At 58.8% G+C, this 21,398-nt stretch carries 19 protein-coding genes; 2 read left to right on the top strand and 17 right to left on the bottom strand.

The window, feature by feature from the left end; all coding sequences use genetic code 11:
* The gene (locus ASD46_RS08035) at nt 1–918 is read right to left on the bottom strand and encodes an AraC family transcriptional regulator (RefSeq protein WP_003516963.1); all 918 of its coding nucleotides are present in this window, start codon (nt 916–918) and stop codon (nt 1–3) included.
* Between the two features lie 156 nt (nt 919–1,074).
* Between ASD46_RS08035 and ASD46_RS08030 the strand changes: the two genes are divergently transcribed.
* Entirely contained in the window at nt 1,075–1,461 is a 387-nt protein-coding gene (locus ASD46_RS08030) for a limonene-1,2-epoxide hydrolase (protein ID WP_025591684.1), read from the top strand.
* 146 nt (nt 1,462–1,607) lie between these two features.
* Here the strand turns inward: ASD46_RS08030 and eutC are convergent, their stop codons facing one another.
* The 16 genes from eutC to ASD46_RS07945 form a co-directional block, all read right to left on the bottom strand.
* Entirely contained in the window at nt 1,608–2,414 is an 807-nt protein-coding gene (eutC, locus tag ASD46_RS08025; RefSeq protein WP_060641972.1) for an ethanolamine ammonia-lyase subunit EutC, read from the bottom strand.
* A gap of 1 nt (nt 2,415) precedes the next feature.
* The gene (locus ASD46_RS08020; protein WP_060641971.1) at nt 2,416–3,807 is read right to left on the bottom strand and encodes an ethanolamine ammonia-lyase subunit EutB; all 1,392 of its coding nucleotides are present in this window, start codon (nt 3,805–3,807) and stop codon (nt 2,416–2,418) included.
* A gap of 9 nt (nt 3,808–3,816) precedes the next feature.
* Nucleotides 3,817–4,605, bottom strand: a complete 789-nt coding sequence (hisN, locus tag ASD46_RS08015) for a histidinol-phosphatase (RefSeq protein WP_003516959.1) — start codon at nt 4,603–4,605, stop codon at nt 3,817–3,819.
* A complete protein-coding gene (locus ASD46_RS08010; protein ID WP_003516958.1) occupies nt 4,605–5,540 on the bottom strand; it encodes a choline/ethanolamine kinase family protein in 936 nt (311 codons plus the stop codon). Before ASD46_RS08010 ends, hisN begins: the two co-directional genes overlap by 1 nt.
* 47 nt (nt 5,541–5,587) lie before the next feature.
* Nucleotides 5,588–6,553 (bottom strand): phosphotransferase, encoded by a 966-nt coding sequence (locus ASD46_RS08005; protein WP_035200785.1) that lies wholly within the window; start codon nt 6,551–6,553, stop codon nt 5,588–5,590.
* A complete protein-coding gene (locus ASD46_RS08000; RefSeq protein WP_019565881.1) occupies nt 6,550–7,839 on the bottom strand; it encodes a Zn-dependent hydrolase in 1,290 nt (429 codons plus the stop codon). The genes ASD46_RS08005 and ASD46_RS08000 overlap by 4 nt, the downstream gene beginning before the upstream one ends.
* Nucleotides 7,832–8,593, bottom strand: a complete 762-nt coding sequence (locus ASD46_RS07995; protein WP_013637571.1) for a DeoR/GlpR family DNA-binding transcription regulator — start codon at nt 8,591–8,593, stop codon at nt 7,832–7,834. The genes ASD46_RS08000 and ASD46_RS07995 overlap by 8 nt, the downstream gene beginning before the upstream one ends.
* 58 nt (nt 8,594–8,651) lie before the next feature.
* Entirely contained in the window at nt 8,652–10,487 is a 1,836-nt protein-coding gene (locus ASD46_RS07990) for an ABC transporter ATP-binding protein (protein ID WP_082546145.1), read from the bottom strand.
* Complete coding sequence (locus ASD46_RS07985) at nt 10,487–11,404, bottom strand: ABC transporter permease (protein ID WP_003516951.1); 918 nt, start codon at nt 11,402–11,404, stop codon at nt 10,487–10,489. The genes ASD46_RS07990 and ASD46_RS07985 overlap by 1 nt, the downstream gene beginning before the upstream one ends.
* On the bottom strand, nt 11,404–12,384 hold the full coding sequence (locus tag ASD46_RS07980; protein WP_003516948.1) for an ABC transporter permease: 981 nt from the start codon (nt 12,382–12,384) through the stop codon (nt 11,404–11,406). The genes ASD46_RS07985 and ASD46_RS07980 overlap by 1 nt, the downstream gene beginning before the upstream one ends.
* Before the next feature lie 71 nt (nt 12,385–12,455).
* The gene (locus ASD46_RS07975) at nt 12,456–14,039 is read right to left on the bottom strand and encodes an ABC transporter substrate-binding protein (protein WP_025591696.1); all 1,584 of its coding nucleotides are present in this window, start codon (nt 14,037–14,039) and stop codon (nt 12,456–12,458) included.
* Between the two features lie 917 nt (nt 14,040–14,956).
* Nucleotides 14,957–16,006, bottom strand: coding sequence for an ABC transporter ATP-binding protein (locus tag ASD46_RS07965; RefSeq protein ID WP_003516945.1), 1,050 nt, complete (start codon nt 16,004–16,006; stop codon nt 14,957–14,959).
* Nucleotides 16,006–17,052: an NAD(P)-dependent alcohol dehydrogenase gene (locus tag ASD46_RS07960; RefSeq protein WP_003516944.1), complete on the bottom strand. Its 1,047-nt coding sequence runs from the start codon at nt 17,050–17,052 to the stop codon at nt 16,006–16,008. The genes ASD46_RS07965 and ASD46_RS07960 overlap by 1 nt, the downstream gene beginning before the upstream one ends.
* 7 nt (nt 17,053–17,059) lie before the next feature.
* The gene (locus ASD46_RS07955; protein WP_060641969.1) at nt 17,060–17,878 is read right to left on the bottom strand and encodes a carbohydrate ABC transporter permease; all 819 of its coding nucleotides are present in this window, start codon (nt 17,876–17,878) and stop codon (nt 17,060–17,062) included.
* Nucleotides 17,875–18,738: a carbohydrate ABC transporter permease gene (locus ASD46_RS07950; protein ID WP_003516941.1), complete on the bottom strand. Its 864-nt coding sequence runs from the start codon at nt 18,736–18,738 to the stop codon at nt 17,875–17,877. The genes ASD46_RS07955 and ASD46_RS07950 overlap by 4 nt, the downstream gene beginning before the upstream one ends.
* 67 nt (nt 18,739–18,805) lie before the next feature.
* Complete coding sequence (locus ASD46_RS07945) at nt 18,806–20,056, bottom strand: ABC transporter substrate-binding protein (protein ID WP_013637578.1); 1,251 nt, start codon at nt 20,054–20,056, stop codon at nt 18,806–18,808.
* 135 nt (nt 20,057–20,191) lie between these two features.
* On the opposite strand from ASD46_RS07945, the gene ASD46_RS07940 reads away from it, so the two are divergent.
* Nucleotides 20,192–21,130: an AraC family transcriptional regulator gene (locus ASD46_RS07940; protein WP_013637579.1), complete on the top strand. Its 939-nt coding sequence runs from the start codon at nt 20,192–20,194 to the stop codon at nt 21,128–21,130.
* Nucleotides 21,131–21,398: the final 268 nt, after the last annotated feature.

The following is a 21,398-nucleotide window of genomic DNA, read 5'->3' as shown; positions in this document are numbered from 1 at the left end:
TCAAGCAACCTCTGGCCGCGCACCGGGTGCTTTTGGCGGATTGATGCCCCCCAGGCCAGCCTTTGCTCGCTTGGTGTCTTGACCCGGGGGCGCTCCGAAGAGGCGCTTGTACTCACGGCTGAACTGCGAGGCGCTCTCATAGCCGACGGCGAACGCAACTTCGGCTGCACCTGCCTGGTTAGCGATCATGCGTCGGCGGGCCTCGTGGAGCCGGATATATTTCTGATACTGAAGCGGACTGACGGCGGCGACGGCTTTGAAGCGATCGTAAAAGACGGATACACTCATGCCGGCAAGTGCCGCGACCGCCTTGAAATCGAGACGCTCGGCGTAGTGGTCGCGTATCCAGGCCATGGCCTTTCGGATGTGCATCAGCCGCGAGTCGGCCCCGGCAATCTGACGCAGCAGGCCGCCATGCGGCCCCATCAGCAGCCGAAACATCAGCTCATGCTCCAGAGACTGAGCCATGACCGGGATTTCGGATGGGCGATCGAGCAGTTCTACCAATCTCCCCCAAGCACCGAGAAGCGACGCACTCGCGGTGCTGACGCCGTATCCCGATTCCATCGGCAACTCCGGCATCGCCGCCATCTCAAGGACGAGGTCGGACAGCATAGGCGGGTCTAGATATAAACCGATTGCGACAAACGGTCTGTCTGGCGACGCTTCGCAAACTTGGCCCAAGGCGGCAATCTCGGCTGCGACGATCATGCTTTGGCCGGGTCCGTATTCAAACATCTTATCGCCGATAAACATGCGCTGCGTACCCTGGATCACCAGGGACGCCGCAGGATCGTAGATCAGCGGATCGACCTCGGTCGTATGGTCGAGAGTATACGCGAACAGTCGCGGCAATTTAAGACTGGGACGGCCAGCATGGCGCATGGCGATGGCGCGTATTTTGTCGAGTTCGCTCATGGAGTCACCCTAAGTCGATTGCCCAGTTCTATCAAGTATTCCGGAAGATCAGGCAAGAGTGACGGAAGTTTCGGCATCGTGGCATTGGGGTCGACATCCTAATATCGCGGCAAGACAGAGGCCAACGGGGCTTCTGATGGCCCAGGAGAAACTGCCATGCCCACCCCAATCGAAACCGTTTCGGCTTTTTGCGCCACGTTCGTTGAAGACGGCGGAAGGCCAGCCGTGCGCCGCTGGTTCACACCCGCCACGCGCTGGGTCAATGAGGGCGTGTCGGTCACGACGGGCGCCGACGAGGCCATTGCGATGATCGACGGACTGGAGACATCGCTGGGAATCTCGACAGTCCATATCGATATGCTCGCGATTGCCGCCGATGGATCCCGCGTTCTCACCGAAAGGCTTGACCGGTTCGAGCGCGCCGACGGCAGTGAAATCGGGCGCGTGATGATCATGGGAATTTTCGAGCTCGAAGGCGACAAGATTGTCGAATGGCGGGACTATTTCGACGTAACCGCCGTCCAGAAGTTCTCTGCCGGCTAGCACGGCAGCTTGCGAACGATGATGTTGAGTGCAGGGACTATTGTCTCCGCACTCAACACAGGGCAGTCGACTGGACTTTCGACGACAGGCCGCAATCCTTCCAAAGCAGATGGGCCACGTCCCGAAGGCTTCGCACCGCAAAGACTTCAAATTGTCAGTAGGTCTTTAGCTGGAAGCGAATTGTCATGTTTTTCGAGAAACTCCACCATGGCAGCCTTGAGCGCCACGCCACTGACGCGGGTCCTCATCATATCCCTGGTCAGCGTCGCAATGATCTCGGCAGCTTCGCAGACCGGCAGACCACCATCCCTGATATTGGAGACACAATTTCGGCTGGAATCCAGGTTTCCCGACTTGGGACCGTAAGTGATGTAAGCACCGAGGCTGTCGGCAGCTGAAAGTCCCGGACGTTCGCCGACAAGCACGATCGTCAGTTTTGCACCTAATGCCTCACCGGCAGGATCGCCGAGCGCGACGCGCGCCTGGCTCGCCAGCACAATTGGTGCAGCGGTCAGGTTCAGGATAGCGAGCTTCGGAACAAGCGCCTCGATCAACGGCACGGCATTGAGATCGATCGCGTGGGACGACAGGCCATCCGCGACGATAATTGCGACATCATAGCCATTGATCGTTCTCTCATGTTTCAGCCGTTTTTCGGATTCCGCCGCAAGCCGCCGGCCAAGATCCGGCCGCCGCACATAGGTGCTGCGGTCACTTGCCATGCTATCGACATTGACAGCCGGAAGGCCGAGACGATCGAGCCTGTCTGCCAGCGAGGGCCGGTCGACGCTCGTCCAGACCGCTTCGCGTGCCCGCGCGTGGTCGAGAAGGAAGGCAAGTTGAGCGCGTGTCGGAAGACCCGCGCCATGACGGCCGAGCGAAACACGCGCATCGGTCATATCCTTGATAGTGAGGTTTTTTCCGGCAGCAGTGGGTTCTCTCACCTCTTCCATGTCAGGCTCCGATCAATGCGCTGTTGCGGACATAATTGGAAAGCGCGACAGGCTCGCCGACCAGCGCGCCATCTGGATCGGTCAGGCCGATTTCGAAAAGCCATTTCTCGAACTCTGGTGCGGGTGGCCGTTTCAGCGTCTCGCGGCAATAGACGGCATCGTGATGCGATAGCGACTGGTAGTTCAGCATGATATCGTCGGCGCCGGGAACGGTGATGACGAAATTGACATTGGCTGCGCAGAGGAGCGTCAACAGCGTATCCATATCTTCCTGATCAGCATCGGCATGGTTGGTGTAGCAGACGTCGACGCCCATCGGCAGGCCAAGGAGCTTGCCGCAGAAATGATCCTCGATGCCGGCACGGATGATCTGCTTGCCGTTGAACAAGTATTCCGGCCCGATGAAACCGACGACCGTATTGACGAGCAGTGGATCGAACTCGCGCGCCACGGCATAGGCACGTGCCTCCATCGTCTGCTGGTCGACGCCGAAATGCGCATCGGCCGAAAGCGCCGCGCCCTGCCCAGTCTCGAAATACATGACGTTTGCGCCCGGCATGCCACGACCAAGCGACCGCCCCGCCTCATGTGCCTCCTTCAGAAGCGCCAGATCGATGCCGAAGCCGCGATTGGCCTTTTCCGATCCCGCCACCGACTGGAAGACGAGATCGACCGGCGCACCCCGTTCGATTGCCTGGATCGCCGTCGTTACATGGCCAAGGCAACAGGTCTGTGTCGGGATCGCAAGCTTTTCCCGCAATTCGTCGAGCAAGGAAACGATGCGGATATAGTCATCCGTCGCATCGGTCGCGGGATTGACGCCAATCACGGCATCTCCCGACCCCATCAGCAGCCCGTCGATGGCAGACGCTATGATGCCGCGGCTGTCATCGGTCGGGTGGTTGGGCTGGTTGCGGGTGGAAAGCCGCCCGGCGAGCCCGATCGTGTTTCGGAATCGCGTCACGACACGTCGCTTGGCAGAAACAGCTATCATGTCCTGCAGGCGCATGATCTTCGACACGGCCGCGACCATTTCCGGCGTCAGTCCAAAGGTCACCGCCTCCAGCCGCTCATGCGACGTCTCGGGCTTGAGCAGCCATTCGCGCAATTCACCGACAGTAAGCGAGGAAACTGCGGAAAAGGCTGCCGGATCGTGCCGTTGCGCGATCAGTCGGGAAACCTCGTCATCCTCCGACGAAATGAGCTCCTCGCCGAGAAATGCCTTCAAGGGGAGATCGGCCAGCGCCATCTGGGCTGCCAAGCGCTCGACCGGGCCTTGCGCCGCAATGCCGGCCAGCTGGTCGCCGGAGCGCTCCGGGGTTGCTTTCGCCAGCAGCATTTTCAGATCATCAAAGCGGAAGACAGTCTGCTCGATTGTCGTCGTATAGGGCATTTGTTCACGTCACCGGTTGAGGAGGGCCAGGGCTTCGTCATGAAGTCTCGGGGTGGCCGACGCCAGAACCCGTCCGTCGGAATGGATCGAAAGCGCATTGCCCCGCCAGTCCGTAATGCATCCGCCGGCACCCGTCACAACGGGCACGAGAGCCATGTAGTCGTAAGGTTGAAGTCCCGTCTCGAGAGCGATGTCGCAATGGCCGGAAGCGATCAGACCATAGATGTAGCAGTCTCCACCGAAACGCCGCAGCCTGGCTTTGCGGGAGAGACGCTCGAAGCTTTCAGCTTCGCTGTCCACGAACATGTCCGGCGAAGTCGTATAAAAACGGGCGCTGGAGAGGTTTTCGCAGCCGCTGGCGTGGGCCGGCTTGCCAGCAAAGAGTGTCTCTCCCGGCCGGCCCTGCCAGCGTTCGCCGGTGGCTGGAATATCGATCAGACCACAGAATGGCTTTTCCTGAAATGTCAGTGAGACAAGCGTACCAAACAGCGGGAAACCGGTGATGAAGCTCTTGGTGCCGTCGATCGGGTCCAGCACCCATGTAAAGGCGTTACCTTCCTTTACGCCGAACTCCTCACCATGGATGCCGTGATCGGGAAAGCGCGCCTCGATCATCTCGCGGAGATGTTTTTCGATCGCCCGGTCGGCGATTGTCACCGGGCTATCGTCGAGTTTTGAGATAACGTCGAGCGGGGTCCGGAAATAGGAGAGCGCCAGCGGACGCGCGGCGTCGGCAAGTTCCGCGGCGAAGGTGATATAGGTCGCAGCTTCTTGCGGGCTGATATCGGTGACGGGCATCAAAGGGCTTTCAGGAACAGGGGCCAACGGGGATCGTGGATAATCGAGCGGGCGCGCATATGCTTCCAGATTCCGTACTTGTAAAAGTCGAAATCGAGGGTCGATATCCGGTTTTGTACCATCGCCCAGGTGCTCCACTTGATGTCGGCGAGTGCCTTGTGGACGATGAAGCGAGCGTGATGCGCCTTGTCGTAACGACCGAAATACTCCTCGATTATCTCGCAGTCGGTCGCCTCGGAATAGAACATCTCGCCACTCCAGATCGCGAGATCGTAGAGCCTCTCATTGTTCGACGCATATTCGAAATCGATCAGCTTGATCGACTTGTCTTCACCGATCAGGAAATTGCCCGGCATCGGGTCGTTGAAACAGGGAACCAGATCGAGCCCGGATGCCTCAAGCGCGGCGCGCGCCTGTCTGTAGTTGCGCAAGAGCCAGTCGTGGTCGAGCGGCCAGTGGCCGTCAAGCTGGCGCACTTGGTCGAAATGTTCCTCGATCATGTCGAAGACGGTTTTTGTCAGGGGCAGGGCAGGGGCATCGTGAAACTGCCGATAGACGCGCACCGCTTCGTTGCGGATCGCCGGGTCTGCAAAATCCCTATGTGTCGAGGCGCGGCGACCGTCGATGAACTCGGCGATTTCGATGTCGAGGTGATCGAGATAGTCGAATGTCTTCGGGCCGATTCCGATCACTTCCGCCTGCTTGCTGGCGGCAGCGGCGGCCTTGCGATCGATGAACATCTCGGTGCCGCGGCCGGGAATCTTTAGAAAATAGCCACGCTCTTCACCTTCGACCTCGATGCGGAAATTGGTGTTGCTGATTCCGCCGGAAACCGGACTGTAGCGCAGCCGCCGTCCTTCCCAAGGTGGTACCTGGATGATTGCAGCCTCAACTGCCCGTTCGGCGTCGGATCGTGCCATTCCCAGTTCATTCATAGGCTTGTTCCCGTTATTGTTTCTAGCCCGTTATCGGTCTCGTATGCCTAGAGCGCTCTCAGCCTGGCCTCGAAATCCGGCTGGCCGAGCAGCATTCGGCAACGCAGGAACCGCCAGCCGGCATATTTCAGGAATTCGACACCCCGCGGCGGCGAACGAAGCTCCAGTACGAGGCTGCGCAACGCCCAGTAGAGGTCGTCTGCCGCCGCATAGACACGGCAGCGGTTGAAGTTTCTTTCGCTGAAACCTCCATCGTGCATTTCCAGCAACGGCCTCATCTGGCTTTCGAACTGGTAGAGTTCGTTCATCTGAACGCCGAGCTGGTAGTATGGGTCGATGTCGGCAGCCATGTCGAAGTCCACGAGCTGCATTTTCCCGTCTGGGCCCAGCATGACATTCGAAGCCTGCGGATCACCATGGGCCGGTTTCAGGTCCACGCCGGCCGCTGAAACTGCCTCGCGGATCGGCGTCATCCAGGAGAGCATCCATTCGACATCGCCGGGCAGGCTGGTGGCATCGGCACTCACGATCGCCCAGAGCTGATCGATGCCGTCGAAGACTGACCATGTTCGGCCGGTGGAAACACTCCCTGCGATCGTCGTCTGCATCTCGATCAGGCGGGCAACAGTTTGCGGCTTCATCAGATCGTCGATCCTTGCCGCTCGCCAGCCGTCGCCAAGTCGGGCAAACAGCATGCTGGCCGTCCCGGCATCGTAACCAATCGGCTCTGGCGAAAGACCAAGGCTGTGAAAACGGTGTGCCGCAGCATTTGCGGTCTCGGCATCCACGAGATCGGTTACCTCATCGGCACCGAGACGCAGGAAATAACGTGCCTCCCCGTCTGTCGGCGCGACCACGAAACCGCAGGATTCGACGGCATGGTAGGACGGCGATGCGACAGCTGCCGTCGCCGGCGCATAGGAAGGGGTGTCGCCAATCACTGCGGAAAAGACTGAAAGCGCCTTCTCCGCGCGGGCTTCCATCGGTGATTGAGGAGAGCCCGATCTCTTCATTCGGCAGCCTCGCTGAGTTCGACAACTTTCAAACCTTCGCAGGCGATCTTGTAAAGCATGTCCGCCACTATCTGCGTGCCAAGGGCCTGGTCTTCAGGCGAGGTATACTCGGTTGGGTGGTGGATGACGCCGTCACGGCTCTGAACCGCCAGAACCACCGCCGGGCAGACATCGGAAACGGCAACGGCATCATGGCCGCCGATCGTATCGAGGTGACGGGCGCTCTGGCCGAGATGCGCCGCAGCACTTTGCGCAAGCGTCACCAGGCCCGGTGCGAACCTTCCCGCCTTGCGGCGGTCGATGGAGCGGACCTCCGAGGTGACGCCGGCTTTCATCGCCGCTTCCTCGATCTTGATCTTCATCTTGCGTTCCGCCTCCGTCAGGACGTCTGGCGATCCCGAGCGCAGCTCGATGAACAGCACGGCTTCGGCCGGCACGACATTGGGTGAATTGGGGAAGACTTCCAGGCGGCCAACCGACGTATGCAGGTCCAGTCCGTGTTCGGTCGATATCTGCTTGAGATCGGCGATCAGATAGGCAGCAGCAAGCAGCGCATCCTTGCGATCTGCCATCGGGGTTGCGCCGGTATGTGCCTGGCGTCCATGGAAGGCGAGGCGATATTTTGTCGCGCCCCAGAACCGCGTGAAGATACCGAACCGCTCCCCGGCGCGGCTGAGCGTCGTGTCACCTTCTATATGCAGCTCGATCAATGCGTCGGGAATTTCCACCTTTTCCTTGCCAGCATAACCGATCTCGTCCAGCGACTGGCGCACCGTAATGCCATCACCGTCGGCCCGTTCGAGCGCCCATTCCAGGTCAATGGCGCCGGTAAACACGCTGCTGCCGAGCAGGCTCGGCTGGAAACGGGCGCCTTCCTCATTGGTCCAGTTGACGATCTGGAAGTTGCAGGCGGACAACCTGCCTTCCGCCTTGAGACGTTCGCTGACGGACAAAACCGCCTCGCAGGCGGCGATGACACCAAGCGCTCCGTCGAACCGGCCGCCGTTCGGCTGGCTGTCGATATGGGAGCCGACCATGACGACGGGCGCATTTGCGCCCGCCAAGGTCATCTTGCCGAACTGGTTGCCGATCGAGTCCACGGCCTGCTCGAAGCCGTTTTCGGCAAACCAGTGCCCCAGCCAGTCGCGCGCCATTCCGTCTTCCCTGGAAAGCGTCAGGCGGGTCATCGAGCCATCGGGGCCGCCGCCAAAAGTGGAGAGGGTCTCCATCAGCATCTGGAGCCGCTCGGCATTGATCGGGACAGGGGAGGAGGAGACGTCAGGCATGTATGATTTCCACTTTGGATTGATTGAATTGATCTGAAAATTCCCGCGCGATGACGCCGCTGGTCACCACCGCGTCGATTTCGCTGAGGCCGAATGTATGGATGGAGCCGAGGCGCCCAAACTTGGAACTGTCGGCAACAATGATCGAACGTTTTGCCTGGGCCTTGGCGACGCGGCGCAGGATCGCCTCGTCCTCGCCGAAATCCATGAACCCGCGTTCGGCGTGAATGGCGCTGATGGCGATGATCGCGAGATCGAAGAAATGCTCCTTCAGCGCGGCCACGGTCTCATGGCCGTATGTCGCCTGATAATCTGGGCGCATGCGACCGCCAAGAACCCGCACACTTGCCTGCGGCAGATTGAAGAAGTGGGCTGCGACCGCCAGCGAATTGCTGACAACGGTCAAGTCCTTGCGCGTCTCGATATGTTTTAGGCAGGCAATCGTTGTGGTGCCGGTATCGATGAACACCTTCATGCCGTCCTCAACCAGCGACGCTGCGGCCTCGCCGATCTTGGCTTTCTCGCGTGAGCTGACACGCAGTCGGTCGGTAAACGGCTGATCGCTTTCCTGCTGGTCAAGGACCGCGCCGCCATAGACGCGGCGGGCATAACCGCGCATCTCAAGTTCCTTGAGGTCGCGCCGGATCGACTCCTGGCTGACCTGCAGATAATCGGCAAGCTCCCTCACATTGACGCGCTGGGTTTGCTTCAGCATGTCGAGGATAAGCTTGAGGCGATGTTCGGTGAAACTCATGAATGCACCCTGGATTCTAGTGATCGTTGCGGCCCCGTCTGTGGCGCCGCAACCATGGTCAGGCTAAAGCCATTTGACGGGTTGCGTCATCGAGAGCCAATGGCTGGATGAGATGACAGGCGGCGAAATCCTGGCTGCCACGCGCGGTAAGCGCGGGCTGCAGGCTGCCGCATCTCTCCATCGCACGCGGACAGCGCGACTTGAAGCTGCAACCTGGAGGAATATCGATCGGGCTTGGTGGTTCACCTTCCAGAAGGCAGTCTTCCGCCTTGTAGCGGCGTTCTTCAAGTGTCGGCATCGCGCTGAGCAACGCCATTGTGTACGGATGTCCAGGATCGAAGAACAACCGCTCGTTATCAGCCAGTTCGAAGACCTCGCCGAGATACATTACCGCCACCCGGTTGCAGACCTTGCGGACCATCGCAAGGTCGTGCGAGATGAAGATGTAAGTGAGGTCGTATTCCTTCTGCAGCTTCTGGAAAAGATCGAGAAGCTTGAACTGTTCTGTCTGGTCCAGGGCAGAAAGCGTTTCGTCCATGATCAGTATTTCAGGCTCCAGAACCAGCGCACGGGCAACATTGATGCGCTGGCGCTGGCCGGCACTCAGGCCGATCGGCAATTCCTCGTAGAGATCGGCGGAGAGGCCGACTTCGCCCATGACCTTGAGCACCCGCTCACGAATTTGGGCACTGTCCTTCCATCCGTGCGTGCGAAGCGGGCCCTCCAGCATCTTCCCGACCGATGTGCGTGGCGGCAGGGAACCGAACGGATCCTGCAGTACCATTTGCAGCTTCTTGCGGAAGGTCAGAAGGTCTTTGCCACCGAGCATGGCGATATCGTCGGCACCGCACAGAACCTGGCCGGAGCTCGGCAGTTCCAGCCTGCTCAGAAGCCGCATCAGCGTCGACTTGCCACAACCGGATTCACCGACGATCGCGAAACTGTCGCCGCGCCGGACATCGAAGGTGACGTTGCGAACCGCACGCACATGGTTGAAGCCACCGAAGCCGGTCTTTTTCTTTACCCTGTAGACCTGTGAGGCATCGCGCAGGCTCAAGACAACGTCGCGTTTGTCGTTGAGACGCGGCATCTCGGTCTTTTCGATCCAGATCTTAGGCGTCTGTTCTACAAGCTCCTTCGTATAGGCATATGCAGGGGCAGCGATCAGCCTTTCGGTTTCCTGTTCCTCGACGATGCGACCTTTCTCCATCACCAAAATCCTGTTGCAGGCTTCGCGGGCAACGGGAAGGGAGGAGGAGACGAACAGCACAGCGGTATTGAAACCATCGGTCAGTTCCTTCATCAGACGGATGACCTGGGCTGCGACGGTAACGTCGAGCGGCTGGGTGACGTTATCTGCAATCAGCAGCGCCGGGTTCGTCACCAACGCATCAACGATCAGTGCGCGCTGCATCATGCCGCCGGAAAACTGCGAAGGGTAGTCGCTGAAACGGCTGCGGGCCGAGGGAATGCGGACGGCCTCCAGAAGCTCGATCGTGCGCTTTTCCGCCTCTTTCCGCGAGGTTCCTGGAACGACCGCACGCAGCTTCTCGACGATCTGGACGCCGACCGGCAGCGTCGGATCGAGTGCACCCATCGGGTTGGCGCCGACATAGGCGACCCGGCGGCGCAGGGTACGCATCTCGTTCTCGGAGATGCCGTAAATATCCTTGCCTTCGAAGAGGACGCTGCCGGAACGCACGGAAAGCGGCGGTTCCAGCCAGTTGACGACTGCCTTGGACAGCACCGTCTTGCCGGCTCCGCTGGCCCCGACCACACCGACGATCTGCCGCGGCGCGAGGCTGAAGGAGATATTGTCCAGAATAATCTTCGCCTTGTCCGAGCGACCGGCATTAACGGTGAGGTTTTTCAGCTCAAGAAGCGGCTTGATCATCACTCGGACCCTCCATGAATGGTGTTGCGGGCCCGTTCCAGCGAAGCGCCTATGAGATTGATGCTGGTTAAAGTGAGGCCGAGGAAAATGCCGGGCATGGTAGCGATCCACCAGGCGTTCAGAAGATATTTTCGGCCATCGGCAATGATATTGCCGAAGGTCGGGGTCGGCGGCTGGACACCCAGGCCGAGGAAGCCGAGTGTCGATTCAAAGATCATCATGCGTGCTACATCAAGCACCGAGGTGAAGATCACCGGCGGCAGGAGCAGCGGCAGAAGCAGGCTGACGATAATGCGGAAATCGGTCGAGCCCCCAAGTTTGGCAGCGCGCACATATTCCCGCTGCCTTTCCGTCATTACAATGCTGCGCATGATGCGCGCATAGACCGGCCAGCTTGAGAGACCAAGCACCAGGACGATGGCCGGAATTGTCGGGCGCGACACGCCAAGAACGGCGATCGCCAGAATGATCATCGGGATAGACAGCTGCGCATCGGTCAGACGCATGATCAGCATGTCGATACGACCGCCGAAGTAACCGGCGATCGTGCCGAGGGCACAGCCGATGATGAGTGTCACTGCAACCGATGCAATCCCGATCAGGAAGGAATAACGCAGGCCGACAAGCGACCTCACCAGCATGTCGCGGCCAATCTGATCGGTGCCAAGCGGGTGGCCCCAGCTCCAGTTGTCGCCGAAGAAAAGTGGCGGCAGAAGGCGGGCCTTCACATCCATCTTGGTCGGGTCGACGCCACTGATTTCCGGATAAAGTGCGGCGGCAATCGCAAGCAGCAGGAAGATCGCAAGGCCAATGCGAAAACCGGGCGTCGATGCGGCGCGATCGAATATGCGGCGCGCAATCGAGCGGCTTGCCATTTTAGAAATGATCGGGGTGTCGAGTGCGGATGTGATGGACATCAGTATTCAAGCCTCGGATCGATGGTTGTTGCGACGAGATCGACGACAATGTTGATCAGTACAAAAATGGCGCTCGTGACGATCGCGATACCCTGGATCAACGGAAAGTCGCGCTGCAGCACGGCGTTGATGGTCAGAAGGCCGAGCCCGGGATAATCGAAGATATATTCGACGATGATGACCCCGCCGAGTAGGCTGGAGAATTGCACACCGAGCAGGTTGAGAAGCGGCACCGAGGCGTTGCGCAGGGCATGGTTGGAGATGATCCGCGAACGGCTCAGGCCACGTACGCGTCCGACTGCCACATAGGGCTCCATCATCTGGCTGGATACGGAACTGACCAGCGTGCGGATCAGCACCGGAGACAATTCGACCGCCAGCACGATTGCCGGCAGGATTGTGTAGGCAAAACCCTGATAGCCAATGGCAGGAAGCCATCCGAGCTTCACCGAGAAAAGCAATGCCAGAACGATGCCGAGCCAGAAATTCGGCAGCGAGATGAATATCGATGAAATGTAGAAGGCAAGCTTGTCTGGCCATCTGCCGATCGAAAGCCCGCCCGCAATGCCGATGATTGCCGAGAAGATCAGTGCAATCACCAGTGTCACGGCCGCCAGTTGAAGCGTCATTGGAAGTGCATCGAAAATCAGGTCGAAGACCTTTGCTCGTTCGCCGCGAGTTGAGTCGTTGAATGTCGCGCCACCGGTCGAGGCGCCGTTTGCCGGGCGCACGAAGGACTGGCCAAGATCGCCACGAACCACACCGCCCATGTAGCGACCGAATTGCACCAGTATGGGATCGCGAAGGCCCATGTCGGTTGCGATCTTTTCGATCAGTGCTTCGGGCGCCATGCCGCCCGCCATAAGGCGTACCGGGTCACCCGGCACCACCCGCAAGAGGGTAAAGATCAGCAAGGACACAAGGAATATGATGATGGCGCCCTGCATGAGGCGTCGCATCAGGAAGTTCACGGCAAACATTCAGTCACTCCGCTCGAAAAGTCACGGGCAAGTCCACACGCCGCCTTACCGCGGCGTGTGGCTGATCACGGTCAGGCAGCAGGTTTGGCCGCGTCGATCGACCCGTCGGGATAGATGTACATGCCCTCAAAGTCCTTCTGCATTGCGTGGATCATCACGGATGTGAACAGCGAGAGTGCCGGCATCTTGGCGGTGATGAGAGGCATGGTCTCTTCCTGAAGGATCTTCTTGCGCTCTTCCAGCGTCGGTGCCGAACGTTCCTTGTCGAGGCTGGCATCGATCTCCTTGTCCTCGATGCCGCAGATGCGGTGCGAGGTGGAATGGAAATGGGTGCGCAGCACCAGATCCGGTTCCGGAGACGCTGTCGACCAGCCGCAATCGACCATATGGCCCGGGCCGCCGCCGGGGCGATGGTATAGTTGCTCGTTCCAGGCCGCAGGTTCAAGCACGGTCAGGCTGACGTTAAATCCCTGCTCCTGCAGCATGGCGGTCAGCATCTCGCCATATTCCTTGGTCTTCGGATAGAAGCCGACGGACGTGATGTATTCCAGTGGCGGCAGGCCCTTGCCGTTTGGGAAACCGGCTTCGGCGAGCAGAGCCTGGGCCTTCTCGGGGTCGAATTTCGGGTAGTTCGCCAGATCGACATAGCCGAATTTGACCGGCGAGACGAAATTCGACGAGGCATGGCCGGCCGAGCCCATCAGTTCCATGATCATGTCGCGATCGATCGAATGGCAGGCGGCAAGACGGATACGCGGATCGTCGAAAGGCGGTTTCGAGCAGCGGAACCACAGATACTTGTTCTCGACCGAAACGACCTTGTTGATGAAAATCGCCGGATTGTCCTTGATCGTGTCAACCTGTTCAGGCTCCAGACGTTCAACGATCGAAGCCTGGCCGTTCATCAGCGACAACATACGGGTGGTGGAGTCGCCTGTGAAAGTGAAGTTGATGCCGGGAATGGCTGGCTTGCCCTTGAAGTAGCCGTCATAGGCTTGCATCACGGTGTCGTTGCCGCGCTGTTCGACGAATTTGAAAGGACCGGTACCGTTGAGCCGCTGGGAGAGCGGGCCGCCGGGGCCGCCGGCGACATCCTTGGCCGACATGATCGGCAGGAAGGATGCAAGAAAGATGAAGAGATGGGCCGGATAGCCGCCCTTGGATGTGTCGACGATGACGGTGTAATCGTCAGGTGTTTCGATCGTCAGCGTCTCGGTCGGGCCGGGATACCACTGCGCCGGACGATCTGCCCTGGAGCCGTATTCGAAGGTTGCCTTGACGTCTTCCGCCTTGAACGGCTTGCCGTCATGGAAGACGATACCTTCGCGCAGCTTGATCTGTAGCCGGTGCGGGTCAAGCAGCTTGATGTCGGTGGCCAGTTCGTAGACGACCGCGCCGGGATCATCGAGTTTCATCGGCGTGCGGGTAAGAAAGCCCATGACGAAACCTTCGATATTCTTCTGAGAAAGTGTCGTATGAGCGGTCGGGTCCCAGTTGCCGGTGATGTTTTCGGCCGACAGGAACGTCATGGTCTTGCCGGCCTGTGCGAAGGCCGGCGAGATGAAGAAGTCAGGATTGATCTGCATGTAGCCAGCGACGGCGGCTGCGCCCGCGGATCCTTGCAGGAAGCGACGACGACTGAATTCTGAACCCATCGAGTTCCCCTTTTCTATTTTGAATAAACCGTCAAATCAGTCAAAACGGTCAAATCAGTCACAAGCAAACAGCGTGCCAATCTCGATTTCTTGCAAGAATCGCGCTTTTGGTTCGATGCAATTTGTGGGATTTGACCATTTATTGGTCGAATGAGAAAGATTTAAGCGACCAGCCGGATCGCTAAAATTACGGGGTTACTTCTGCCGTTGAATCGGGGGATGCTGAGCCGTTGTCAGGATGTGTCCGAAACGGACAGCGACGATGATTTCAAGCGCCGCCGGATTGAAACTCTCACGAGAGTTCAACTGAATATTTCGTTTGCTCTTTTGATGGCGTGAATACATCAACAGCGGGCAGTACATCCGCCGATCCATTTCGTGTATGCCCGCCCGCATTTTTGCTGCGGCCTCATCTCTCTGCCGCCTCAGTTGATCACTTGATCCTTCATAGTGATTAATGCTGTACGATGGGTGATCGCGGTTATAGTGACGTCGCCGGCACGGGCTGTCGGTTCCGTCGTTTCACGCTGGGCTGGCCTCAGTAAGGAAAATAAGAGCAGGACCAGAAGAAGGTTCTTGCCATGGCAATTGGCCGTCTTTCACCGCCCGAGAAATTTAGGTCATGCTTGCCGACGTCACGGGTAAGGCCGCTCGGTATGGCAACCGTTCGGTCATAAATGGCAGCCTGCATATTGCGTGTTTACGGCTGATATCAGCCGCTATACTGCTCTTTCAATATCCCAATGAATTGCTCGTCCGCGAATGCTTGGCGCTGCCCGTCTCTTCAGGGTAACCGACCCTACCAGGATTGAAGGACGTTTTGCGGCTCCGGTCACAGGCCATCTGCCAAAGGCCAGGCGGATTTTAGGCGTCCAGTTGCCCTGCGCGACGTGATTGAAGGTCCCACCTGAGTGGGTCTAAATCAACCTCAGTCCCGTGCCGGGATCAAACACATGCAGGTCGGACGATGCCACTTCAACACCAAGCACCTCGCCGATGGCGGGTCTTATGTCCGCAGGAACAGAAATATTGATCTCGTGGCGGTCGTTTTTCAGGCAGATCAGACGTGTCTCACCGTGGAACTCGTTCCGCTCTACGGTGCCGCGAAAGGCTTGAGCATCCTGGTTTATACGAAATGATCCGGGCCGAATTCCAACGGTAACCTCACCGGAACGGAGGCCTGCCGGAGCTGTAAACCTGACAAGATTGTCGCCGAGCCACTCCTGCGTCATCTGCAACTGAAGGAAGTTCATGTTCGGTGTGCCGATGAAGCCGGCAGCAAACACTGTCCGAGGCGCCTGATAAATTTCTTCGGGCGTGCCCATCTGCTCAATACGGCCGTCCTTCATCAGGACAATACGGTCGGCAAGGGTCATGGCTTCGAGTTGGTCGTGCGTGACATATATGCTTGTCGTTTTCAGGTCGCGGTGGAGGCGCGCGATCTCGACCCGCAGGCTTCCGCGCAACTTGGCATCAAGGTTTGAAAGCGGTTCGTCAAACAGGAAGACCTCCGGGGTCTTGATCATGGCGCGGGCGATGGCCACACGCTGCTGCTGTCCGCCGGACAGTTCCGTCGGCTTGCGCGCAAGATAGACGCCAAGACCGAGCGCGTCGACCACAGGCGCCAGGCGCTGATCGATCGCGGCTTTTCCTATTCCGGCCCTTTCGAGACCGAAAGTGATATTGTCCCGCACACTCATATGGGGGTAAAGCGCGTAGTTCTGGAACACCATGGCGATGCCCCGGTCACCCGGATCGCGATCGTTCATCCGCTCGCCACCGATGAGCAGATCCCCGCCTGAAATCTCTTCAAGCCCGGCAATCATCCGCAGCATGGTGGATTTTCCGCAGCCTGACGGGCCGAGAAAGACGACGAATTCGTGGTTGTCGATCTTCAGGTCAAAATCCCGCATGACCTCAAGCGAACCATAGACTTTCCTGATCCCCCGGCACTCAACAGTGGCCATCACTTCGTCTCCCCGTCCACGACGATCTGCAGCTTCACGTCCTCTGGCCGGCCTTCGGCCGCCCTTTCGAAGGCCTTGATCGATTGATCAAAGGCATAGGTGCCGGAAACCAATGGCTTCAGGTCGACCTTGCCTGCGGCGATCAGCGCCAGGGCACGGTCAAACACGTTGGCGTAGCGGAAAACCGTTTCAATACGGCATTCGCGGAAGCAGGCCGCCGCAAGGTCTACCGCGACGGGTTCCGGCGGCAGGCCGACGATAACGACTGTTCCGCCCGGGCGCACGACCTTGAAGAGATCACGGACCGCGGCCGGTGCGCCGGAGCATTCAAAGACGATATCGGCTCCCCAGCCTTCTGTCGCCTCGTTGACGGTCTCAATGAGATCGACCTCCTTGAGGTTGATACCAGTGATGCCGCCATAACTTTCGGCCAGTTTAAGCTTTGTTGCGGAAATGTCCGAGATCAGCACTCGCGAGCAGCCGCCGGCAAGGGCGGCCAGTGCCACCATGATGCCGATGGTTCCGCAGCCTGTAACAACCGCCGTATCGCCGGGCGTGATCTTCGCCCGGGCGGCCGCCTGCATGCCCACGGCAAATGGTTCAACCATCGCGCCTTCCGCGAAGGAGACATTGTCAGGCAGCTTGTAGGTGAAACTTGCCGGATGGACTGTCTCCGGGCACAAGACGCCGTGCACTGGCGGCGTTGCCCAGAATGTCACCGCAGGATCAACATTGTAGAGGCCGAGCCGCGACGCACGCGATTTCGGATCGGGGATGCCCGGTTCCATGCAGACGCGGTCGCCGGGCTTCAGATGGGTAACGTTGGCGCCGGTCTCGGTGACGGTTCCTGCTGCCTCGTGGCCTAGAACCATGGGCGCGTTCACGACGAAGTCACCGATGCGACCATGGGTGTAATAGTGCACGTCGCTGCCGCAGACGCCAACAGTATGGATACGAATGCGAACGTCATCCGGCCCCAACTCTTGAGGAATTTCGATATCGCGCAGGGAAAGTTCGCCGACATGTTCGAGGACAAGTGCTTTCATGGGTCAGTCAACCTTGGTCAGTTTTCTTGGAAAATGCGGCGTTGAGGCCACCGGCAAGCACTCCGAGCAGGATCAGCGGTGGCAGCGACAACAGAACGACGGCGGCGTTCAGAATACCCCAGGGCACATTCATGCCGAGCTGTGACATCTCGGACGCGATGATCGGCAGGGTCTTTGCCTTCGAGGTCGTGAGCATCATGGCAAGCAGGAACTCGTTCCAGACAAGGACGAAGGAGAAGGCAATGGCGCCGAAGACCTGGAAACGGGCAATCGGCAGGGCGATGCGGAAGAAGGTCGCATAAGGGCCAAGCCCATCCACCCGGGCAGCTTCTTCAACGTGAAGGCTGACACGCTCGAAAGCCGGCACGGAAAGCCAGATGGTGATCGAGGCTGTCACAATGAGATAGGTCACGATCAGCGACAGCCGGGTGTCATAGAGATCAAGACCGAGCCAGATGACCAGCATGGGAATAGCGATCGCGACGGGCGGCAGAAAGCGCAGCGACAGAACGAAGAACTGCGCCTCCGCCGTGATCCTGTTCTTGAACCGGGCAATCACATAGGCCGCCGGTACACCGAGCACGGCGCCAAGCACGACCGCACTCGAGCAGATGATCAACGAATTGGTAAGTGCGCGCGCCACCGAGCGGCGATTGAGCACATAACTCATATTGTCGAAGACAGGCTGGAAGATAAGCTTTGGCGTTGACACCAGCAGATCGGCATTGGTCTTGAAGGCGTTTAGCAGGGTCCATAGGAGTGGCAGCACGACAAGTGCAGCGGCAAGAACCAACAAAAGCCTGAGAAGACGGGTGGATATCTTCATCGGTTCAGCCTCTTCCAGGTAAAGGTAAAGGTGACGATGGTCAGGACCATCATGATGACGGCCATGGAGGACGCATAGGAGATCTTGCCGGCTTCTATGAAGCCTTGGGAATAGGCATACATGTCAAGCGTCTCGGTTGAGATGCCGGGACCGCCGCGCGTCATGACGTAAACGAGGTCGAAGGAGCGAAGACTCTCGATCGCCTTGACCAGCAGCAGACTGATCAAGGGTGCTTTCAGCATCGGCAGGGTCACGAAACGATGGATTTCGAAGCGGGTCGCCCGATCTATGCGTGCGGCTTCCAGCGGCTGAGGCGGCAGGGATTCGAGAAGCTTCAAGATGATCACTGAAAAGAACAAGCCCCATTGCCAGACATCGACGAAAGCAACAGCAAGGAGGGCGCCGAGCGGCGTCGACAGAATGTCGGGCGTGATGCCGGTGAGCTCCCTGACCGGCCAGGTCAGCGCGCCGTAGAGCGGATGAAAGGCGAACTTCCACACAAAAGCGGCGCACACGCGTGGCAGGAGAACGGGAATGATGAAGAGCACGCAGAGGACGTTGCGCATACGGGGGCTCGCTGCCTCGAACATGGCAATCCCGAGCGCAACCCCCGTCACCATGGTCAACGAGACGCTGATAACCTCCCACTTGAAAGATACCCAGAGTGCGTTCAGGAAACGGGCATCCGAAAACAGCGCCAGATAATTGGCTAACCAGACATAGTCTGCATCGGGTGCCGAAAGGGTCCGGTTCTGCAGGGATATATTGATAGCGTAGATCGTCGGCACGAGCGCCAGAATGATCAGGATACCCAAACTGGGCCCAAGAAAGACGTAAGGCAGCGAGCGGCCGCGGCGCATGGCAGATCCTCGGATTGGGAAAAGGGGGCGCGTCATCAGACGCGCCCGTCAGACGGCTTGGGAGGCGTCAAAGTTTGGCTGCGAAGGCTTCGAGGTCGTTCAGCGTCGCCTTGATGTCAGTGCGGCTACCGGTGATCAGCTCTTCCAGCATGATGCCCCACTGGTTGCCCAATTCCTGCCAGCGCGGATCCTGCCAGAAGGTGACGGTGGTCTTTTGACCGGTCGCCGCCATGGCGTCGGCAAGGTTCTGGCCAAAGGTCTTGGCGTATTCCGGGCTCTGATAGGTGCTTGTGCGCGTCAACTCGCCCGGCTGGCCGGCGGCGAGGCGGCGGGCTTCCTGTTCCTTGGATGTTGCCCAGGCAACAAAGAGACCAGCGCAGGCCTTTTCCTCATCTGTCTTGTTGGCCTTGGACGCGATTGCAAAACCATGGGCGTAACCGGCCCCCGGCAGCGGCGACGGCGGAACGGAGAACGCAACCTTGTCTGCAACCTGGCTCTGTGCCTTGTCGACGGACATGCCGCCAAGGGGTGCGGATTCGATGATGATCGCCACCTTGCCGGAGCGGAAGGCGCCGGTGGACTCGTCCCAAGAGCCGGTCTGCGTGCCCGGCGCCGAATATTTGAAGAGTTCGAGATAGGTTTCGGTCGCCTTTACCGCGGCATCCGAATTGAAGGCCGGCTTGCCGTCCTTGAACCACTCGCCGCCGTTTGCTTTGAAGAACGGCATCCAGCGCCAGACGTTGGCGCCTGAACCGCGCTGTCCGCGAAGCGCAGTGCCGTAGACGCCGTTGGCCGGATCATGCAGCTTCTGCACGGCTGCGAAATATTCGTCCCAGGTCTTCGGCGGCGCGATGCCTGCCTTTTCCAGGAGGTCGGTACGGTAGACCATCAGGTCGCCACCGCCCTGCACAGGCGCAAACCACTCTTTGCCGTCATAGGTCGCAGCTGCGCGCATACCGGCGTCGAAGTCTTTGTAGTCGTATTCGGATGGATAAAAGCCATCAAGCGGGACGATCCAGCCAGACGAGGCAAAAAGCGCCAGATTGGCTTCATCAACATAATACACGTTGAAGCTTCCGACCGTCGAGGCGTCGGCCTGCGACTTCGCGCGGCGATCGTTCTCGTTGAGATAACTGATCTCGAAGCCTGCGCCGGAGAGCTCTTCGAACTCATCGACATATTTTTCGAGAAGGGTCAGTCCGTCGCGCGGCTGCGCCAGGACACGCACGTCGCTGGTGCATTGTGCGGCGGCAAAAGCGCTGGATGCTGCAAATATGGCGATAACCGCGCAACCGGCGCGGAGAGCGTTGAGTGTCATGATGTCCTCCCTGAATGGCAACTCCCTTGCCATCGACCAGCCCACATTTACGCAAGCGACGGGCGCGTACTAGTTTGCCTCCGTCACAGAACTGGTATTATATTGACATTTGTGCGCTGTAACATGAGCAATTGAATGCCTATTGCATCAGACTTTCCTCAAACAGTCTCTGAGACTTTCACCGCCACGCGCGAGCAGATCGTCTTACCCGGAGGCGCTTCCTATCTGATCCGGAGGGACGACTATCCCAATCCGATCTGCATCTGGAACTATCATCCCGAATGGGAGATTCACTTCATCCCTGACGCTTCAGGATTTGCTTATGTGGGGGACTATATCGGCCCGTTTCGGCCTGGGCATCTGGTGCTCACCGGGACAAATCTGCCGCACAACTGGATCACACCCGGTGCACCGGCTTTGCCAGGCCGAGACATGGTCCTGCAATTCGACGCGGATGCCCTGATCGGTATTCGCGCAGTATGCCCTGAGTTTGAAGTGCTCCACCGGCTGAAGCCTCTGGCCCAACGGGGGATCGAGGTTCTGGGCGCCGACGCGCTCTTGATTGGAGCGAAGATTCTCGAGCTTCACGCGGTGGGACACCGTGGTGGGCTCGGGCTGTTTTTAGAGATACTGGAGGCAATCGAAGCGGCGACCGAAAAGAGGTTGCTCGCCAGCGAACACTTCATAGCGGTCTATAACCAGGTGTCGGACCGCAGGCACCGCCGGATCGACCAGGCAATCCAGATCCTGCAATCGGATCCTGGTGCGCAGATGCATGAAGTGGCTGCGATGGTTGGTTTCGAGCCGTCCGCCTTCTCGCGTGCCTTTCGGCGTCTAACCGGCATGAACTTTTCTGACTACAGCCGATCCGTCCGCGTCTGGCGAGCAAGAACCCTTCTCGCGGAGACCGAAATATCGATCACCGATATCTGTTTCGAGGCGGGCTTCAACAACCTGTCGAACTTCAATCGCTATTTCCGGATGGAGATGGGACTCACGCCCCGGGCCTACCGAAAGGCCGCGCGCATAAGAGCCAAGTCCGTCATTGGAGGAGTGCCGGTTAAGTCCATTTAATGGGTGGTCGCGCCGAGATATCATCGATCCCTGGGGCTGCAATCGGTTTTTATCGTATCACCGCCGCTTCGATATGTCGGCCTCTTCGCTCACAACAAAACTGGCATCTCCATTTCCCTGAACCAGTCTTGCGAGGGGGGTGGCAGTCGGCCGCTGCATTTGTTGCTTCAGCTCTGTCGCATCGAGCGGCTGTTCGCAATTGTCCTATTCGGGTTCGCCCATATCCAAGCATTTGCTTGCCGGTGAGATAAAGACGATTAAAAAATAC

It is taken from the genome of Rhizobium sp. Root491, assembly GCF_001427205.1.
Taxonomy (GTDB): Bacteria; Pseudomonadota; Alphaproteobacteria; order Rhizobiales; family Rhizobiaceae; genus Agrobacterium; species Agrobacterium tumefaciens.
This window is presented reverse-complemented; position numbering and strand designations above follow the sequence as displayed.

Excerpts from the sequence above, each read along its gene's own strand:
- ASD46_RS07980 (WP_003516948.1), bottom strand. The coding sequence starts at position 12,384 with ATGTTTGCCGTGAACTTCCTGATGCGACGCCTCATGCAGGGCGCCATC.
- ASD46_RS08005 (WP_035200785.1), bottom strand. The coding sequence starts at position 6,553 with ATGAAGAGATCGGGCTCTCCTCAATCACCGATGGAAGCCCGCGCGGAG.
- ASD46_RS07960 (WP_003516944.1), bottom strand. The coding sequence starts at position 17,052 with ATGAAAGCACTTGTCCTCGAACATGTCGGCGAACTTTCCCTGCGCGAT.
- ASD46_RS07955 (WP_060641969.1), bottom strand. The coding sequence starts at position 17,878 with ATGAAGATATCCACCCGTCTTCTCAGGCTTTTGTTGGTTCTTGCCGCT.
- ASD46_RS07985 (WP_003516951.1), bottom strand. The coding sequence starts at position 11,404 with ATGTCCATCACATCCGCACTCGACACCCCGATCATTTCTAAAATGGCA.
- ASD46_RS07940 (WP_013637579.1), top strand. The coding sequence starts at position 20,192 with ATGCCTATTGCATCAGACTTTCCTCAAACAGTCTCTGAGACTTTCACC.
- hisN (WP_003516959.1), bottom strand. The coding sequence starts at position 4,605 with ATGCCCGTCACCGATATCAGCCCGCAAGAAGCTGCGACCTATATCACC.
- ASD46_RS07965 (WP_003516945.1), bottom strand. The coding sequence starts at position 16,006 with ATGGCCACTGTTGAGTGCCGGGGGATCAGGAAAGTCTATGGTTCGCTT.
- ASD46_RS08035 (WP_003516963.1), bottom strand. The coding sequence starts at position 918 with ATGAGCGAACTCGACAAAATACGCGCCATCGCCATGCGCCATGCTGGC.
- ASD46_RS07945 (WP_013637578.1), bottom strand. The coding sequence starts at position 20,056 with ATGACACTCAACGCTCTCCGCGCCGGTTGCGCGGTTATCGCCATATTT.
- ASD46_RS08010 (WP_003516958.1), bottom strand. The coding sequence starts at position 5,540 with ATGAATGAACTGGGAATGGCACGATCCGACGCCGAACGGGCAGTTGAG.
- eutC (WP_060641972.1), bottom strand. The coding sequence starts at position 2,414 with ATGGAAGAGGTGAGAGAACCCACTGCTGCCGGAAAAAACCTCACTATC.
- ASD46_RS07975 (WP_025591696.1), bottom strand. The coding sequence starts at position 14,039 with ATGGGTTCAGAATTCAGTCGTCGTCGCTTCCTGCAAGGATCCGCGGGC.
- ASD46_RS08020 (WP_060641971.1), bottom strand. The coding sequence starts at position 3,807 with ATGCCCTATACGACGACAATCGAGCAGACTGTCTTCCGCTTTGATGAT.
- ASD46_RS07950 (WP_003516941.1), bottom strand. The coding sequence starts at position 18,738 with ATGCGCCGCGGCCGCTCGCTGCCTTACGTCTTTCTTGGGCCCAGTTTG.
- ASD46_RS08000 (WP_019565881.1), bottom strand. The coding sequence starts at position 7,839 with ATGCCTGACGTCTCCTCCTCCCCTGTCCCGATCAATGCCGAGCGGCTC.
- ASD46_RS07990 (WP_082546145.1), bottom strand. The coding sequence starts at position 10,487 with ATGATCAAGCCGCTTCTTGAGCTGAAAAACCTCACCGTTAATGCCGGT.
- ASD46_RS08030 (WP_025591684.1), top strand. The coding sequence starts at position 1,075 with ATGCCCACCCCAATCGAAACCGTTTCGGCTTTTTGCGCCACGTTCGTT.
- ASD46_RS07995 (WP_013637571.1), bottom strand. The coding sequence starts at position 8,593 with ATGAGTTTCACCGAACATCGCCTCAAGCTTATCCTCGACATGCTGAAG.